Source organism: Frankia casuarinae (genome assembly GCF_000013345.1).
In the GTDB taxonomy this organism is placed as follows: Bacteria; Actinomycetota; Actinomycetes; order Frankiales; family Frankiaceae; genus Frankia; species Frankia casuarinae.
This window is the reverse complement of sequence record NC_007777.1, coordinates 1,168,051-1,186,020: the sequence shown is the minus strand read 5'-3', so window position 1 is coordinate 1,186,020 and position 17,970 is coordinate 1,168,051. Positions and strand designations below refer to the sequence as shown.

Annotated in this window: 6 protein-coding genes and 1 pseudogene; 4 read left to right on the top strand and 3 right to left on the bottom strand. The window is 66.2% G+C overall.

The genetic code is table 11. The features are described 5' to 3' along the window. Positions 1 to 409: 409 nt before the first annotated feature. The 3 genes from FRANCCI3_RS04980 to FRANCCI3_RS04970 all read right to left on the bottom strand — a co-directional run bounded on the left by FRANCCI3_RS04980 (position 410) and on the right by FRANCCI3_RS04970 (position 4,856). Positions 410 to 1,768, bottom strand: a complete 1,359-nt coding sequence (locus FRANCCI3_RS04980) for a cation:proton antiporter (RefSeq protein WP_011435446.1) — start codon at positions 1,766 to 1,768, stop codon at positions 410 to 412. A 158-nt stretch (positions 1,769 to 1,926) separates the two neighbouring features. Next, on the bottom strand, positions 1,927 to 2,901 hold the full coding sequence (locus tag FRANCCI3_RS04975) for an ATP-grasp domain-containing protein (protein WP_011435445.1): 975 nt from the start codon (positions 2,899 to 2,901) through the stop codon (positions 1,927 to 1,929). After that, positions 2,898 to 4,856: an NAD(P)/FAD-dependent oxidoreductase gene (locus FRANCCI3_RS04970; RefSeq protein WP_201783444.1), complete on the bottom strand. Its 1,959-nt coding sequence runs from the start codon at positions 4,854 to 4,856 to the stop codon at positions 2,898 to 2,900. Before FRANCCI3_RS04970 ends, FRANCCI3_RS04975 begins: the two co-directional genes overlap by 4 nt. Positions 4,857 to 5,371: 515 nt before the next feature. Here FRANCCI3_RS04970 and FRANCCI3_RS27265 point away from each other — a divergent pair. The 4 genes and pseudogenes from FRANCCI3_RS27265 to FRANCCI3_RS28965 all read left to right on the top strand — a co-directional run bounded on the left by FRANCCI3_RS27265 (position 5,372) and on the right by FRANCCI3_RS28965 (position 17,921). Further along, positions 5,372 to 7,810 carry an ATP-binding protein gene (locus FRANCCI3_RS27265; protein WP_131728921.1) on the top strand — a complete coding sequence of 813 codons (2,439 nt, stop codon included), beginning with the start codon at positions 5,372 to 5,374 and terminating at the stop codon, positions 7,808 to 7,810. Between the two features lie 250 nt (positions 7,811 to 8,060). Continuing rightward, positions 8,061 to 11,291, top strand: a complete 3,231-nt coding sequence (locus tag FRANCCI3_RS04960) for a type I polyketide synthase (RefSeq protein ID WP_011435442.1) — start codon at positions 8,061 to 8,063, stop codon at positions 11,289 to 11,291. Positions 11,292 to 11,315: 24 nt separating this feature from the next. Next, positions 11,316 to 12,299: a 3-oxoacyl-ACP synthase III family protein gene (locus FRANCCI3_RS04955; RefSeq protein WP_023841298.1), complete on the top strand. Its 984-nt coding sequence runs from the start codon at positions 11,316 to 11,318 to the stop codon at positions 12,297 to 12,299. A 145-nt stretch (positions 12,300 to 12,444) separates the two neighbouring features. Continuing rightward, a pseudogene (locus FRANCCI3_RS28965) lies at positions 12,445 to 17,921 on the top strand (carboxyl transferase domain-containing protein). Positions 17,922 to 17,970 lie beyond the last annotated feature (49 nt).

Below are 17,970 nucleotides of genomic sequence, written 5' to 3'. Positions count from 1 at the left end.
AGCCCAGACAGCGGTCCCAACCCCTCCCGGAGGAAAATTCTAAGAACCTATTTTAGATCTTGCTCTAACCTCGGACGCATGCTGGGCGCCAGAGGATCGGACTCCGGCGCTCGGCGTGCCAACCGGTCGACAGCCCGCTTTATCGGGTCGGGATATGGGACCAGGGTAATTCCAAAACAGCTTCTTGGGTCGGGTGGCCCAGGGGATTCGCACTCCTGGGCTGGTAGGGGCAGGGCGACTCCGAAGGGTCAAAATCCTTCATCTGCCACGCAGTCGTTGGCCTGTCCGTGGTCTTCCCGACGGGCTGACGAGCGGGAGTGAGCCGGTCGGGTCGCGCGGGTCGAGCACACCCCGACCCCACCTACACCACACCCGATCGAGTTACGAAACAGCCTTTTGCAGGATGCGGTTATTTGACGTCCATGCCGGCGCTAGCGTCGGGCACCGGAATGTGCGCTTTCGGTGTCGCCGGGGGGTCCAGTCGCCGTAGTGTCTCGTCCGCGGTGTGCTCCACCCGTCGCATCGTGAGGTGCAGGATCGGCGGAGTTATCATGGTGGTGATGAGTGCCACGAGGACCACCACCGTGTAGGCCGCCGTGTTCAACACGCCGAGGCGCAGCCCCACTCCGGCGACGACCAGACCGATGACCCCGCGGGCGTTCAGCCCGGCGCCGAGCGCGAGGGCCTCCCAGTGGCCAAGCCGGCTGGCCCGGGCTCCGAGGTAGGCGCCGGCGAACTTGCCCGCGACGGCAAGCAGCAGGACCACCAGGCCGGCGGCGAGGACCGACAGGTCGGTGAGCTTGCCGAGATCGACCCGTAGCCCGGCGGTGGCGAAGAAGATCGGCGCCAGCACGGTGAGCACCACCGTCCGCAGCGGCGCGACCCGGTCGGGAGCGAAACCCCGGCTGGACCCGATGACGACGCCGGCGATGAACGCGCCGAAGATCGCCTCAAGCTTCAGTGCCTCCGTGGCCGCCGCCGCGGCCAGGATCAGTACGGTGACGACCACGATGTGGCCACCGCCGTCGCGCGCCGTGCTGGCGTATCGAAGTGCCCGTCGGACCGTCGGAGGACCGACCACCAGGGCGGCCAGCACGGTGCCGAGCACGCTGACCACCGGCACGGCGATGTCACTGCCACGCACGCCCGTGGTCGCCATCGCCGACACTATGGAGAGTGCGAACCACCCGGCCACGTCGTCGACTGCGGCCGCGGCCAGGGTGAGCTGGCCGACGTTGCGGTCCAACAGGTTCATGTCGATGAGGATCTTCGCGGCTACCGGGATCGCGCTGACCCCGAGCGCTACGCCGAGGAACACCGCGAACACCAGCCGATGGGCGCCGTCCGCGACGAGAGAGTCAGGCAGCAGTAGACCCGCCGAGACGCCGAGGCCCACCGGAACCAGCAGCCCGGCGAGGCCGACCCGGGCGGCGGCCAGACCCCGGCGCCGCACCATCTGGATGTCCATCTCTATGCCGATGAATCCGACCAGCAGAATCACGCCGAGCTGGCCGACGGCGTCGAGGAGATGGAACTGGTCGGCCCGTGCGGGCAACAGCCAGCCGGCGAAGCCAGGCGCGAGCGCGCCAAGCAGAGATGGCCCGAGGATCACGCCGGTGAGGAGTTCACCCACCACTGCCGGCATTCCCAGCCGCGTTGCCGCCCGCCCGAGGAGATAAGCTAGCCCGAGCAGGACAGCGATCTGGAGCAGGAAAACGAGAAGCGCATGGGGCGACAGCGCGGCTACCGGACCGGATGCGTTGACCATCACTACTCCTGGGAAGGTCAGGCGGACGTCTAAACCGACGGTGACGCCGAGCACGAGCGAGAGTGGCAGGATGAGGTAAACCGCCGGTAGATCCGATGCGCTGCGTGCGTAACCGTTACTCCCCGGGGCCGGCGAGCGTTTCTCGGTAGGTCATCGGGTCAGCCGCCAACCGCCCGCGCGATGGTCTTTGCGTACGTGTCGTAGGCGTTGCCCTCGGTCAGGAGCAGACGGGGGATGACGAGCTCACATTCCAGTAGCCGCAGCACACGGTGTTCGTCCCGCAAGCCGTCAACCCGGCCGAAGATCAACGGTCCGTATCGGTTCTCTAGTGCTTCATATACACAGTACGCCCACTCACGCTCGGCTGGTGTCGGCTGGATCACTTCATTCCGGCCACCGAACCGTTCGTGTGCCCACCAGCCGCCGTCCCGGGCGACTCTTTTGCGGACCGCGTGGCTCAACTTTCCGCCTAGGAAGACGAAGGAGAGTTCACCGTGAGCCAGGATCGATGAAAGAAAGGGCTGGACACAGACGTGATGGGTGGACACCAAGTCACGGAGCAGTGTCTCGGGTTCCGTGTCGCGGCGTGGTGCCACGCCCGTCGCCGACGTTGCTTCGTGGCCGTGCCGGACGAAGTGCGTTGCTGAGGTGCTCGGCCCGCTCCGTGAGACCCGGAAGGTGCGCCAGGAGCCGGCCGAGACGGTTGGCTTGATGACGACATGGTCCCATCCGGTCTGGGTCATGAGCGTGTCAATCGTCACGTCCTCGCCCCGGGAAACCCACCGGGTCGGGATCACCGCGATGCCGTCCTGTTCGAGCTCTGACAGGTACCGACGTTTGTCGAGCGTCCCGACGGCCACCCGCATCGAGTTCAGAATTGGAATCTTCCCGTCCAGCTCCAGATACAGTCTCCGGATCCTGTCAAGAAAGTCGGGCCGCTCGTGGAAGCCGCGGCACATTCGTAGGTTCACGCCGTCGAACGCTGTCCAGTCGACGGTGTGCACGTTGTCGAGATGGACCGCGACTGCCGTGACACCGTAATCAGCCAGGGCGGTAACGATCTGTGGGTACTCCGCGTGCGGCGAGTCCAAATGTAGATAAGCGATCGGTCGCCCAGTGGTAACGGCTTTCATTCATTCTTCCTTAGCAAGGCCTCGTGGTTAGCGAGTTCGCTGGCCGTCGCGCTGTCGCTGGGGCGGCGTACAAGCAGGCGCAGGCGTCGGATCGCCGTGTCCGCCCCGTCCCACAGATAGGCAGCGGAGAATCCGGCGAGCAGGGCGTACGGCCGCAGCCGGATCACCCATCGCAATCGGGTGTTGGCCGGCACGGGCAACCGGTCCAACCAGGTCGCGGTGCCCTCTGGTCGTAGTTCCGCGGGTTCCACCAGGTCATGAGCTGAAATATCTCGTCCGCGGTCCCCGCCGATCGCCAGCCACCACAGCTTAGGCAGCGGCGCGGTGACGTTCTGGACACTACGGACCGTTGGTAGCTTGACACCGTGATCCAGCCGCCACCGTGCGCGGGCCGCGAGGTTGGCCTGTAGCCGGCTCTGTATCCAATGCACGGTTTCCGGCGGCAACCACCGCCACAGCGGGGCCCGGGAGTAGAATAGCGTGGATTGCAGACGCCGCCGGACGCGGCGGTTCTTCGGGGTCTCCCGAGTGGTGTCGCCCTCGGTGTCGACGAGCCATCGGGTGAGCGCTGAACGGGTGCTGCCCACCGACCAGAACACCATCATATCAAGCACGTGGGACAACACGAAGAAGCGAGGATCCGCGATCGCGGCAGTGTACTTTTCGCGGACCATCGCGCGCAGCATGTGCCAGTCCTGGCGAGTGGCTCGGTTCACCCGCTCGATATACGCCCGGTCCAGGTTCCCGGAGCGGACGTCGTCCTGGACAATGTTGGCGAGATGCCAACTGGTCACCAACGCCAGCGCGATTCCCTGGCTGTAGTAGGCGTCGATGATGCTGCCCGCGTCGCCTACCATTGCATAGCGCTGCGGGCTGACGAACGTGTCGGTCCAGTGCTGGACGTTCCGGTAGGTCCGGAACTCAAGGAGTGACTCCGGTGCGATCACCTTGTCGAGGACGGGGTGCCGCCGGATGAGATTCCAGAACTGCTCCTGCGGAGTTCGGCCGGGTGGCGCCGACCGCTGGTCGAAAGTCGCGCCGACGCTGATCCGTTCCTTCGAGAGCCGGATGACCCAGATCCAGTAACCGGCCCCCCACAAATGTACGGTGTACAGGTCGCGTTGCGTATCGCGGCCGTTAGGGAAGGTATGCGTCCACTCGTCACCGAACAGGCCGTCGGTCACGCCCTCGAACTGGCCCCAGACCGCTGTCGTCTGAAATCCGTCAGTCAGTTCCCGCCGCTCCGCGGCATGTCCGCGGCCGCGGGCCAACAACCGGTTGCGTCCAGAACAGTCGACGACCCAGCGCGTTCGGATGATGTTGCTGTGCCCGGTTGTGCCGTCCAGCCATTCCACCTGGTGCCAGTCCGCTCCCGGGGAGATCTGTATGTCGCTCACTCGGGCGGTGTCGACGAAAGTGATTCCAGCACGCCGTCGGACGGCCGCACACATCGAATCCTCCGCTTCGGGACGGACGATCTGCATGTCGAGGAACATGCAGCGGAACCACTTCTTGTCGGGCGCAAGATCGTAGAGATAATGCGGCGGATGCGGGTCGGCGTTGATGGCCCACTCGGTGGCGTCGTGGAAGTCTGATCTGTTCTCCGTGCCGTGGGAGAACCATACACCGAGTTTCGCGAATGATTCCTCGGTGATGAACTCATCCAGCTCGCCCACAGTGCGGAGAAAAGCACTTGTGAAGACTAGGAACGACTCTCCAACCTTGTAGCTGTGTTTCTTGTCGCGAAGGTTGTCGATCAGCGTTACTCGCAGGCCTCGTTTGGCAAGCTGAAGGGCGTTCGCCAGGCCTATGATGCCGGCACCGACTACCACGACATCAGTTTCGGAGGTCGTCTGCCGAATCACCGGCAAGCCCTTCGGTGAATGCGCTTTCTCGTTGGTCATCAAATCAGATCTTTGTCGAAGTTTCCGGGAAACGCGGTCGGCCTCGCCCACCGGCTGGATTTTCGCATCTGGTCTCGCGTGCTTAGTCTCGCATAAATTTACTTCGTCATAAGCGCACAGGACTGGTGTCGACGATACCAAGGGACTTTGTTGGCTAGCTCCGCAACCAGATCCGGCCGCCACGTTAACGATCTTCCTAACTGCCCTGCTTCGCAGGGTCTCCCCCAACTCTGGCGTCATCTCATTGCATGGAACACGGATGTACAACACCCGACTATTACAATTGATTGGCCTGTGGATGTGCCATTGCCCTGGCTGCCTACACCCGCTCCAGCCGGTCGGCTCCGGTCCCCGGCATCCCAAGGCTGCTGGCAGTGCAGTCTGCGTCCTCGGCATGGGTGCAGCCTGAGCGACGGACCGGTGTGCGGGGACGGGAGAACTACCTGTCTCACTACCTGTCCGCTCGCCTGCCCACCTGTCTGTCCCAGTTGTCCACCTGTCCGTCCCAGTTGTCCACTTATCCGACCAAGTTGTGTCCCCCCACAGGTAGCGGGACGGTGTTGTGTGTGTCCGGACGTGGAAGGTCGAACCTGCCGGCGGAACTAACCAGCTTCGTCGGTCGCAGACAGGAGCTGGCAGAGGCATTGCGGTTGCTGGCCGGCGCCCGGTTGCTCACGCTGACCGGGCCCGGGGGGGTCGGGAAGACCCGCCTCGCCCTTCGGCTCGCGGCGGACCGGCAGCGCGCGTTCCCCGACGGTGTCTGGATCGCCGAGTTGGCCGACCTCGACGACCCGTCACTGGTCGTCGACGCGGTCGCCGAGGCGATGGACCTGCAGTTCCTCTCCGGGCGATGGACCGCGGCGACGCTCGCCGCGCACCTTGCTCCGCGCAGGATCCTGCTCGTGCTCGACAACTGCGAGCACCTCGTGGACACGTGTGCCCGGCTCGTCAACACCCTGCTGCGCGCGGGCCCGGACCTGCGGGTCATCGCAACCAGCCGCCACCTGCTCGGGGTGGCGGGGGAACGGGTGCTGAAGGTGCCCCCGCTGAGAGTACCCCCGGTGCCGGCCCCGGGCGCGGACCAGTCCGCGTTGGCTGGCGGGCTCATCCAGTACGAGGCGGTGAGCCTGCTGGCGGAGCGCGCGGCGGCGGTACTGGGGGAATTCAGCCTCGACGAGGGCAACTGGCGGACCGTCGCGTCGCTGTGCCATCGCCTGGATGGCATCCCGCTGGCGATCGAACTGGCGGCTGCTCGGCTCCGGACGCTGTCCCTGGAGCAGATCCTCGATCGGCTCGACAACCGCTACGCCCTGTTGACGCGAGGCAACAGGGCCGGACCCCGCCGCCAGCAGACCCTGCGCGCGCTGATCGACTGGAGCTTCGGCCTGTGCAATCCCGAGGAGCAGCAGATGTGGGCGTGCCTGTCGGTGTTCGCCGACGGGTTCACCTTGGAGGCGGCTGAGCAGGTGGAGGGCGCCAGGTACCCGCCGGCAGTCGTGCTGGACGTGCTGAGCGGGCTGGTTGACAAGTCGATTCTGGTCCGTGACGACGACGAGGGGATGGTCCGGTTCCGGATGCTGGACACCATTCACCAGTACGGCCAGGACCGCCTGCGCGAGTCCGGTCGGGAACAGGACGTGCGCCGTCGGCATCTCGCCTACTACCGCCGGATGGCGGCCCTCGCCGACGCTCAGTGGTGCAGCCCGGCCCAACTGGACTGGATCCGGCGGATCCGGAACGAGCAAGCGAACCTACGGGTTGCGCTGGACCTCTGCCTCACCACACCGGGCCTGGCGGAGACCGCTCTGTCCATCATGGTGGCCTTGTGGCAATACTGGGCCGCCATCGGGCTACTCAGCGAGGCGCGCTTCTGGTTTGATCGGGGGCTGAGCAAGGCCACGGAGCCGGACGGGATCCGGGCCATCGGTCTGCAATCGGCCGCCCACGCCGCGTCCCTCCAGGGCGACATCACCGCGGCGGCGTCGCTGCTGGCCGAGGCTCGCGATCTGGCCGCCAGGCTGCACGAGCAGCGGGTGCTCGCACGCATCGCCTGCGTCGAGGGCAGGCTCGCCGCCATCAGCGGGGACACGTCGGCGGCGGTGGAGCGCAGTCAGGACGCCCGCCGCCGGTTCACTGACCTCGACGAGCCGCTCGGTCTCGCCCAATCACTGCTCTATCTCGGGCTGGCCCACGGAATCCGCGAGGAACAGGACGCGGCGGCGACCGTCTTCGCGGAATGCGTGGCGTTGACCGAGCGCTTCGGCGAATGCTGCTTCCGCTCGTTCGCTCTGTGCGGCCTCGGTCTGGCGGCCTGGCAGCTAGGCGAGTTGGAGCAGGCGATGGAGCACCATGCCGCGGCCATCTCCCTCAAATACGCGTTCCACGACCATGTCGGCATCGCCGTCGCGCTGGAGCAGCAGGCGTGGGTCATGGCCTCGGCCGGTCGGCACCACGAGTCCGCGGTCCTGCTCGGCGCGGCCGGGCGGATCTGGCGTGAGACCGGGGCGTCGATCGCCGTCTTCGGGCTCGCCTCGTTCCACCACCGATGCGAGGCGTCCCTGCGACGCGTCCTGGATCAACGGAAGCTCGAACGCGCCCTAGCGCAGGGCGCGGAACTCGACCTGGACGAGGCCGTCGCCGCGGCTACCCAGGGCACCGGGACTCCCGTCGCCCACCCCGTCGTTCCCGCCGGCGAGCCGGAGGTGCCCCTGACCCCTCGGGAGCGTCAGGTGGCGGACCTCGTCGCCCGCGGTCTGAGCAACAAGGAGATCGCGAGCTACCTGGTGATCGCCCAGCGCACGGCGGAAGGTCACGTCGAGCGCATTCTCGGCAAGCTCGGTTTCACCTCACGGGCCCAGATCGTCGCGTGGGTTAAGGACAGCAGCAGGAGCCCCCAGGAACGTACGTGTGAGCCGCAGCGACATGTTGGCGAGCGCGAGCGGAGCGCCTCCACCTCACCCCCGCCTCCTCATGGAGAGTCTGGAGGCGTACAACCTCACGGGTAGTCACGGGCCGCGACTTCGCTGGCGGCTGTGGATCATCTGACGGGGCCTCATCACAGATCTCATCAGAGCGCAGATCTCCGGACCGGGACACCAGGCACCTCCTCCTGCGTGGGCCCGGTCGAGGCCCGGCGTGTCCGCCCCGCCGACAACCACACCAAAGTGGAATATATATTAACCAAGTGGTTGATAAGCGACCGGATTGGGGTACTCTTCCTTCATCATCTCAACCGAGTCGCTGAGGAGCGTCCTCGTGTCGAAGCAGAGGAAGAGCGACGATCGACTGCCCCGGGTCTCCCCGGATCTTGCGGACCCGATCCGGCCCGTCCTGGTCGAACAGCTGACCAACAGTGACATCACGGTCACTACAACCGACGACTCCGCCAACGACGCTCCGGTCAAGAAGGCGGATCAGACCATCCGCGCGGATCCGAGTAAGGGTTCGGGTGAACGGACGCGGGATGCTGGGGGAAACACCTCCAGCGCGGTTGCGGTGATTGGGATCGGGTGCCGCCTTCCTGGCGGCGTTGGTTCCGCGGCGTCGCTGTGGGATTTCCTCCGCGACGGTCGTGATGCGGTCACCGATGTGCCATCAGAGCGATGGAGTGAGGCGTCGCGGGAAGCATCGCAGGCAGAGACCGATCGGAACGTGCTGTGGCGTGGCGGGTTTTTGTCGGAGGACGTCGGCGCCTTCGATCCAGAGGCCTTCGGTATCGACCCGACCGAGGCAGAGTTGATCGATCCTCAACATCGGCTGTTGCTGGAGGTCGTGCAGGAGGGGTTCGAGCACGCTGGATTGCCAACCGATGACCTGGTAGGGAGCAGCACTGCTGTGTTCGTCGGCATGTCCAACTTGGACCATATGCTCCACGCACATCAGCTCCCGAGCGGCGGGGGCCCCTACTTTGTGCCCGGTAACCAGGCCGGACCGGCATCCGGTCGGATATCGCACGTCTTCGGTTTGCGCGGTCCCAGCATGACCGTGGACACGTCGTGTTCGACAGGGTTGGCCACCGTGTACCTGGCATGTAACAGCCTTCGGCAGGACGAGTGTGACCTCGCGATCACTGGCGCGGTCAACCTGCTACTCAGCCCCCGAACGTTCCTGGCCTATAACGAGTTGGGAGTGCTATCTCCCACCGGGCGATGCTTCAGCTTTGACGAACGAGCGGACGGCTACGTTCGGGCCGAGGGCTGCGTGGTCCTCGTACTTAAACGTCTCGACGACGCGATGCGTGACCAGGACCGCGTGCTCGCCGTGCTACGGGGGGTGGCGGTCAATCATGACGGGAAGACGTCCCCGTTCACCGTTCCTTCCGAGCAAGCTCAGGAAGAGGTGTTCCGTACCGCCCTGAGTATTGCCGATGTCGACCCGGAAGAAATTGGAATGATCGAAGCGCACGGCACCGGAACCATCGTTGGCGACCCGATCGAGTTCCGTTCGCTGGCCGCCGTCTACGGACGGGGACGAGGCCGGTGTGCATTGGGTTCGGCTAAGACGAACTTCGGCCACGCCGAACCCGCCGCGGGCATGGTGGGGCTACTCAAAGCCATATTGGCGGTGTACCACGGTGAGGTCCCGGCGTCCCTGCATTTCCGACGGTGGAACCCCGCTATCAACCCGTCCGGCACCAGGTTGTTCGTTCCGACCGTAACGACACCATGGCCAGTCACCGGTGGTCCGCGCCTCGCGGCCGTGTCCTCCTACGGTGTGGGCGGGACCAACGCGCATGCCATCGTGGAGGAACCGCCGGATTCCAGCTCCCCGGTCGCGCCGAGGTCGTCCAGCAGCAGCGACGATTCCGTTCTCACGTTCCTGCTGTCGGAAGGATCAGAAACTGCGCTGCAGCATTCCGCGATCAGGCTCGCCGACTGGCTCATCCGCTCCGGCGCGACGACACCCTTGAAAGATATCGCGCACACGCTCGCGGTACGCCGCTCGCACGGCCCCGAGAGACTGGCGGTCGTCGCTCGCTCCCGGGACGATCTCGTCAACCGCCTACGCGCATATGCCGACGGGACACACCCCCGTCCTGAAGGCATGGTCAACGATTATGTCCACGCCGAGCACGCAACGGGACCGGTGTGGGTGTTCAGCGGCCACGGCTCGCAGTGGCCCGGTATGGGGCGAGACCTGTTCGCCACCGAACCCGTGTTTGCCGACACGATCGCGGCGCTCGACCCCCTGATTCGCGCCGAGTCGGGTTTCTCGCCGGAGGAGGTGCTGCGGGCCGGTGACGAGGTGACCCGAATCGACCAGGTACAGCCCTTGATTTTCGTGGTACAGGTCGCTCTGGCGCGCACCCTGCAATCCCACGGCATCCACCCCGCCGCCGTAGTAGGACACTCCATGGGTGAAATCGCCGCCGCCGTGATCGCGGAGGCGTTGACCGTGGAAGACGGCATCCGCGTCATCTGCCGTCGGTCTCGGCTGTGCGTTCCCATCGCCGAAGCCCGCGTTGCGGCGATGGCGGTCGTCGAACTGGATGCGGCCACGGTCCAGGCAGAGATCGACCATCTTCCCGACGTGGCTGTCGCGTTCTTCGCCGCACCCCGGTCCACCGTGATCGGCGGTACTCGAGTCGAAGTCGAACGCCTGGTCGAAAGCTGGACATCCCGCGACGTTCCCGCGCATATGATCAATGTCGATGTCGCCTCGCACTGTCCCCTGATCCATCCAGTCGCCGACGCGTTGACCGCTGAGCTCAGCGATATACGGCCTAGGCAGCCGACGATCCGTTTCTATACCACGGTTCTGCCTGATCCGCGGCAGACACCCACATTCGATGCTGCCTACTGGGGTGAGAACATGCGCTGCCCGGTTCGGGCGGTGGATGCCACGACCGCCATCGTCAACGACGGACACCAGCTTTTCCAGGAGATCTCTCCACATCCGGTGGCAATCCACCCGCTTATTCTGACCCTCCAGGCGGCCGGGGCGCCGGAGGCCACGGTTGTACCGACTACCGATAACAGGCACGATCAGGCCACAGCCCTACGAACGAGCATCGCAGCGCTTCATTGCGCCGGGCTCGACATGAATTGGCGGCGGTGGCACGGCGATGGAGCCATCGCGGACGTGCCGCCTACGACGTGGGACAGACGCACCTATCTGATCAAGCTACTCAGGAACCTGGCGCCCCCGACCGACTCGGCCCGGTCAGCGCATACAGAGCCGACCGAGCAACGTCCGGACACTGGGACGGACGCCGACATCAGCGCCGAGATTTCACAGGCTACCAGAGATGAACGCCTCAAGATCATCAGAAAGATGATCATTGAAATCTTGCGTGAGATCCTCAGCTTGCGAGCGCGTCGACTGAGCCCTAGTGCCGCCTTTTCGGAACTCGGTCTGAACTCCCTACGCGCCGTGGAATTCCGCGGACGAATCCAGCAAATATTCAAGGTCTCCATCTCGCTCGCCGCAATCCGGGAGCATCCCACAATCGCAGAATTCAGTGAGTATATCGCCGAACTGCTGTAACCTCGACCCCTGAAAGGATTAATCGTGAACACAGCCATTCTGGGAACCGGGTCATACGTCCCAGAAAAAATTTTGACGAGTGAAGAAATGGAAGATCGCCTCGGTCTCGACCGTGGCAAGATCTTCGAGAAGACCGGCATCCGCGAACGCCGTGTGGCAGCACCGCACGAGGCCACCTCGGATCTGGCTGCCCACGCCGCACGACAGGCGCTCGCCGCGGCAGGCATGCAGGCCCGGGACATCGATCTGATCGTGCTTGCCACATCCACACCCGACCAGCCCATGCCCGCCACCGCATGCCACGTTCAAGCATCCATCGGCGCCACTCGAGCGTTCGCCTTCGATATTCAAGCGGTCTGCACCGGCTTCATCTACGCGCTGAAGTGCGCCGACTCCCTACTTGCCGCGGACCCGGATTACTCCACCGCCTTGGTTATTGGCGCCGACACCTATTCGCGCATTCTTGACTACACCGACTACCGCACCTCGACTCTTTTCGGAGACGGTGCTGGCGCGGTCGTCCTCGGCAAGGTACCTGACGGACAAGGCCTGTTGGCGAGCACCCTGTACTCGGACGGGCGCAACAAGGACTTGATCCAGATCCCAGGCGGAGGCAGTCGAATACCTCCGAGCCATCTCAGCATCGAGAAACATCAGCACTACTTCATGATGAACGGCCGGGAGGTTCGTCGCCTGGCAACCGAGAAGTTGGCAGCAGTCGTGACGGAACTGTGCACGACTGTGGGTATAACGCTGCCCGACGTTGATCTCATCGTGTCTCATCAGGCGAACGGCGTGATGCTGGCCGACCTGGCTGAGAACCTGGGGCTCGCCTCGGGAATGTTGCATCTCACCGTCGGCAAGTACGGCAACACCGGTGCCGCTTCCGTGCCGATCACACTGGATGACGCTGTACGGGCCAGTCGGCTCCAGCGGGACTCCCTGCTCCTTATCGTGGCTTTCGGCGGCGGCGCGACGTGGGGTGGAGTCGCCTTGCGCTGGGCGTAGGCCCGATATCAAGCAGTCGCCGATCCCGGCGCGGTCATCGCGACCGGCCGGGCGCCATCCCCACATTCCGGTCAGTCACCAGTCGCGAGGACGAACCGGCCACCCGCCAGCCGAATGATGTGTCTTGAGCAGGAAGGACTCAGCCGTGTTCCGCTGCGTCGCCATCGTCAACCGTGGTGAGGCCGCGATGCGCCTCATCCGAGCCGTTCGGGAGATAGTCGCCGAGACCGCGACAGCGATCGAGACCGTCGCCCTGTACACCGACGTCGACCGCACCGCGACGTTCGTGCGCGAGGCCGACAGGGCCTACTGTCTTGGCCCGGCCGCCGCGCGTCCCTATCTCGATCTGAGGGTCCTAGAGCGCGCGCTGGTGGAGACTGGGGCCGACGCCGCGTGGGTCGGCTGGGGCTTCGTCGCGGAGGACCCGGCGTTCGAAGAGCTTTGCGAGAGGCTCGGGGTCACCTTCATCGGGCCTAGTTCCGAGGCCATGCGTAAGCTCGGCGACAAGATCGGCGCGAAGCGGATCGCCGAGGAGGTCGGCGTGCCGGTCGCGCCGTGGAGCCGCGGTCCGGTCGAGAGCCTGGACGCCGCCCTGGCAGCGGCTGCCAAGATCGGTTATCCGCTTATGCTCAAGGCGGCCGCGGGCGGCGGCGGTCGGGGCATCCGTGTGATCAGGGACGAGTCCGAGCTTGTCAACGCCTTCGAGCGCACCAGGCAAGAGGCCGCGCGGGCGTTCGGCATCGATGTCATGTTCCTGGAGCGCCTAATTACTGGGGCCCGGCACGTCGAGGTCCAGGTGATTGCCGACGGCCAGGGCACCGCGTGGGCGCTCGGCGTCCGTGACTGCTCGGTGCAGCGGCGCAACCAGAAGGTAATCGAGGAGTCGGCCTCGCCGGTGCTCAGCCCGGAGCAGGCGGCCAACCTCAAGGCCGCGGCCGAGCGGCTGATCGTCGCGGTCGGCTACCGGGGCGCGGCGACCGTCGAGTTCCTCTACCATCCCGGCGACAAGCAGGTCACGTTTCTCGAGGTCAACACCCGCCTGCAGGTCGAGCACCCGATCACCGAGGCCACAACCGGGTTCGACCTGGTCAAGGCCCAACTACACGTGGCCTCGGCCGGCCGGCTGCAGGGCGTGCGGCCGGTCGAGCGCGGACACGCCGTCGAGGCCCGGCTCAACGCGGAGGACCCCGACCGCGACTTCATGCCGTGCCCGGGCCACATCACGCGGCTGGAGCTGCCAGCCGGACCCGGCATCCGCGTCGACACTGGCTTCAGCGAGGGCGACACCATCCCGGCCGACTTCGACTCGATGATCGTGAAGATCATCGCCTACGGCCGCGATCGCGACGGGGCGCTGGGCCGGCTGCGCCGGGCGATTCAGGAGACCAAAGTGATCATCAAGGGTGGTGTCACGAACAAGAGCTTCCTGCTGGACCTGCTCAACCGGCCCGAGCTGATCGACGCCAGCGCGGACACCGGCTGGATCGACCGCGTCGGGGACGGGCTTGTCTCGCACCGGCACTCCGCCGTGGCCCTGGTGGCAGCGGCCATCGACGCGTACGAGGAGAAGGAGCACGTCGAGCGGCAGCGGCTGCTGTTGACGGCGTTCGGCGGACGCCCGCAGGTGCAGCACGACAGCGCTCGGCCGCTGGACCTCAAGTTGCGCGACGTCGGCTACCGGGCGCGCGTGGCGCGGCGGGGCCCGTGCCGGTTCCACGTCAGCCTCGAAGCGGGCGCCGAGGTCCGCACCGCTGACGTCAAGATTGACCGCTTCGATCGGCACACCGGGCAGATCGTCGTCAACGGTGCCCGGTACCGGCTACTCGCCGACATCCACGGGCCCGTCCACCTGATCGAGGTGGACGGCGTCACCCACCGGGTCAGCCGCGACGAGGGCGACGTCGTCCGCTCGCCCATGCCTGCCATGGTTATCGCCACGCCGCTGGAGGTTGGCGCCGAGATCGAGGCGGGCGCACAAATCCTGGTGCTGGAGAGCATGAAAATGGAGACGGTGCTGCAGGCGCCGTTCAAGGCGCGGGTGAGGGAATACTTCGTCTCCGTGGGCAGCCAGGTAGAGGCGGGTGCGCCGCTGCTGCGGCTGGAGCCGATCGCCGGCGCCGAGGTCGAGGACAGCCCGGCCGCCGCGGCGGCCGGGCTGGACCTGCCGACCGCGCCCGAGGAGGTCCCGGCGCGTGAGCGCACCGCGCGCGGCCTGGAGGATCTGCGCGCTTTGCTGCTGGGCTTCGACCTGCACGATGAGCGCCAGGTGCTCCACGACTACCTCGCCGCGCGTCGGGCGGCCACCGAGGAGGGCCACCAGCCGCTGGCCAAGGAGCTAGAGATCATCGAAATATTCGCCGACCTGGCCGAGCTGAGCCGGAACCGGCCTGCCCGCATGGACGTCGGCGATGAGGGCCACCTGCGCAACCCTCACGAGCACTTCCACACCTACCTGCGCAGCCTCGACGTCGAGCGGGCCGGGCTACCGGAGGCGTTCCAGGCCAAACTGGCCAAGGCGCTCGGGCATTACGACGTCACCGACCTGAAACGCTCCCCCGAGCTCGAGGCCGCGGTGTTCCGGATCTTCCTCGCCCGGCAGCCCGCCACCGCCAAGGTGGCCGCCAAGGTAGTTGCGGCGCTGCTGGAATCGTGGCGGTGGGAGCCGCCGCCGGACAAGTCCGTGCACAAACCGGTGCGTCTGGCGCTGGAGCGGCTGGTGGCCGCCACGAAGGGCCACTTCCCCGTGGTTGCCGACCTCGCGCTCGACGTGATGTTCGCCTGGTTCCAGCATCAGCAGTTGCTGCGCCGTGCCCAGGAGCGCATCCGTATCTTCGAGCACCTGCTCCACCTGGACGCCTACCCGGACGCGCCGGATCGCACCGAGCGCATCGCCGAGATGGTGCGCAGCACCGAGCCGCTGGTGCCGCTGCTGGGCCAGCGGCTGCTGCGCGGCGACCGGGATAACACGGTCATACTGGAAGTGCTGACCCGCCGGTACTACGGCAACAAGGACCTCACCCACATCCGCGCCACCGAGTACGCCGGCTACCGGTTCTGGGTGGCCGAGCGCGCGGGCTCCAGGCTCGTCTCCTGCGCAGTTGGCTTCGACGCGCTGGACGCGGCGCTGGGTGGGCTTGCGGAGCTGGCAGGCGGCGAGCGCTCCGTCGATGCTGACATCTACCTGTCCTGGGAGAACCAGCCGGCGGACTCCGACGTGATGGCGGCCGCGCTGGGCGAGGCCGCCAGCGCGCACCCGCTGCCGCCCCAGGTGCGTCGGCTCACCATCACCATCACCCCGGAGGCAGCCGCACGATGACCCACCACTTCACGTTCCGGCCGTCGGACGCCGGGATGGCCGAGGAACGGCTGATCCGCGGCCTGCACCCGTGCATCGCGCAGCGGATGCAGCTGGAACGGCTGAGCAAATTCGACCTCACCCGGTTGCCGTCGTCAGACGAGGATGTCTACCTCTACCAGTGCGTGGCGCGGGAGAATCCGTCGGATAACCGCTTTGTCGCGTTCATCCAGGTACGCGACCTGTTTAGGGAGCACGATCATGATGGCCAGCTGGTCGCGTTGCCAGCGGCCGAGGACGCCGTGGCCGCCTGCGTCGACTCGATCCGCCGCGCTCGGTCGCGGCGACCGTCGGACAAGCGTTTCAACACCAACCGGATCGTGGTCTACGTCTGGCCGCCGAGCGACATCACCCGCACCGAGCTGGAGATGATCGCTGAGCGTGTGCTGCTGATGACCGCGGACGCCGAGCTGGAGGAGATCCTGTTCATCGCCCAGCAGCGCAGCCCGCAGACCGGCGAGCTGTCTGAGATCGCCGTGTGTGTCTCCTTCAAGACCACGGGCGCCGAGCTGACCGTTGGCGAGCCTTCGGTCGAGCCGGTCGAGCCGATCGACGATTACCGGCTCAAGGTGCTACGCGCGAGCAACCGCAAGATGATGCACCCGTATGAACTGACCGACCTGCTCGGCGACTTCGTCGAGTACGACCTCGACGACAACTGCGCGCTGGTGCCGGTCGACCGGCCGAAGGGGCACAACACCGCGGCGATCGTCGTGGGTGTGGCCACCACCCCGACCAGGCTGCACCCGCAGGGTGTCACCAGGGTCGTACTGCTCAGCGACCCGACGAAGTCGCTCGGCGCACTGTCAGAGCCGGAGTGCCGCCGCGTGATCGCCGCACTGAACCTGGCCGAGCGGAGGCGGTTGCCGCTGGAATGGTACGCGCTGTCCTCCGGTGCCCGGATCTCCATGGAATCGGGCACGGAAAACATGGACTGGGTGGGCGCGGCACTCAAGCAGATCGTCGAGTTCACCCAGGCCGGCGGCGAGATCAACATCGTGGTCACGGGCATCACCGTCGGTGCGCAGCCGTACTGGAACGCCGAGGCGACGATGCTCATGCACACCAAGGGCATCCTGGTGATGATCCCGGACTCGACGATGGTGCTCACCGGCAAGCAGGCAGTGGATGTCTCCGGCGGCGTGTCGGCCGAGGACAACTTCGGCATTGGCGGCTACGACCGAGTGATGGGCCCGAACGGGCAGGGGCAGTATTGGGCGCCGAACCTGACCGCCGCCGTGGACATGCTGATGGCATACTACAATCACACATATGTCGCCCCCGGCGAGGATGGTCCGCGGCGAGCGGAGACGAACGACCCCGTCGACCGCGACATCTCCGACTACCCTCACTCGGTGGCTGGCAGCGACTTCACCTCCGTCGGTGAGATCTTCTCCGCCGAGGCCAACCCGGACCGCAAGAAGCCCTTCGGCATCCGCCCTGTGATGGAGGCGCTGTCCGACCAGGACCACCCGGTGCTGGAACGCTGGAAGCACATGGAGAGCGCGGAGACCGCGGTGGTGTGGGACGTACACCTCGGCGGCATACCGGTATGCCTGATCGGCATCGAGTCGCGCGCTGTGCCGCGGCACGGTTTCCCGCCCACCGACGGCCCGGAAATCTATACTCCGGGCACGCTGTTCCCGCAGTCCTCGAAGAAGGTCGCACGGGCGATCAACGCGGCAAGCGGGAACCGGCCGCTGGTGGTGCTGGCGAACCTGTCGGGCTTCGACGGCTCGCCGGAGTCGATGCGCAAGCTGCAGCTGGAGTACGGCGCCGAGATCGGCCGCGCGATCGTGAACTTCCGCGGGCCCATTGTATTCTGCGTGATCTCGCGGTACCACGGTGGCGCGTTCGTGGTGTTCTCGAAGGCGCTGAACCCGAACATGACCGTGCTGGCGCTGGAGGGCTCGTTCGCCTCGGTTCTCGGCGGCGCTCCCGCCGCCGCGGTGGTATTCGCCCGCGAAGTCGACGCCCGCACCGCGGCCGACCCGCGGGTGCGCGGCCTGGAGGCCCGCGTCGCGGCTGCCACCGGCGCCGACCACACCGCGCTAACCGCGGAGCTCGACGAGCTCCGCGTCTCGGTCCACGCGGAGAAGCATCGCGAGATAGCCACGGAGTTCGACCGCCGGCACACTATCCAACGCGCGGTCGAGGTCGGCTCCGTCGACGCCGTCATCCCCCCCGCCGAATTGCGCCCGCGGGTCATCGAGGCCATCGAGGCATCAAAGCCCGTGGGCGCTGACCCCGAAAATGAGGTGAGGTGACGGCGTGCCGGGGCCCGGTGGCCGTCGAACGTGAGATCGAACGCGTTCA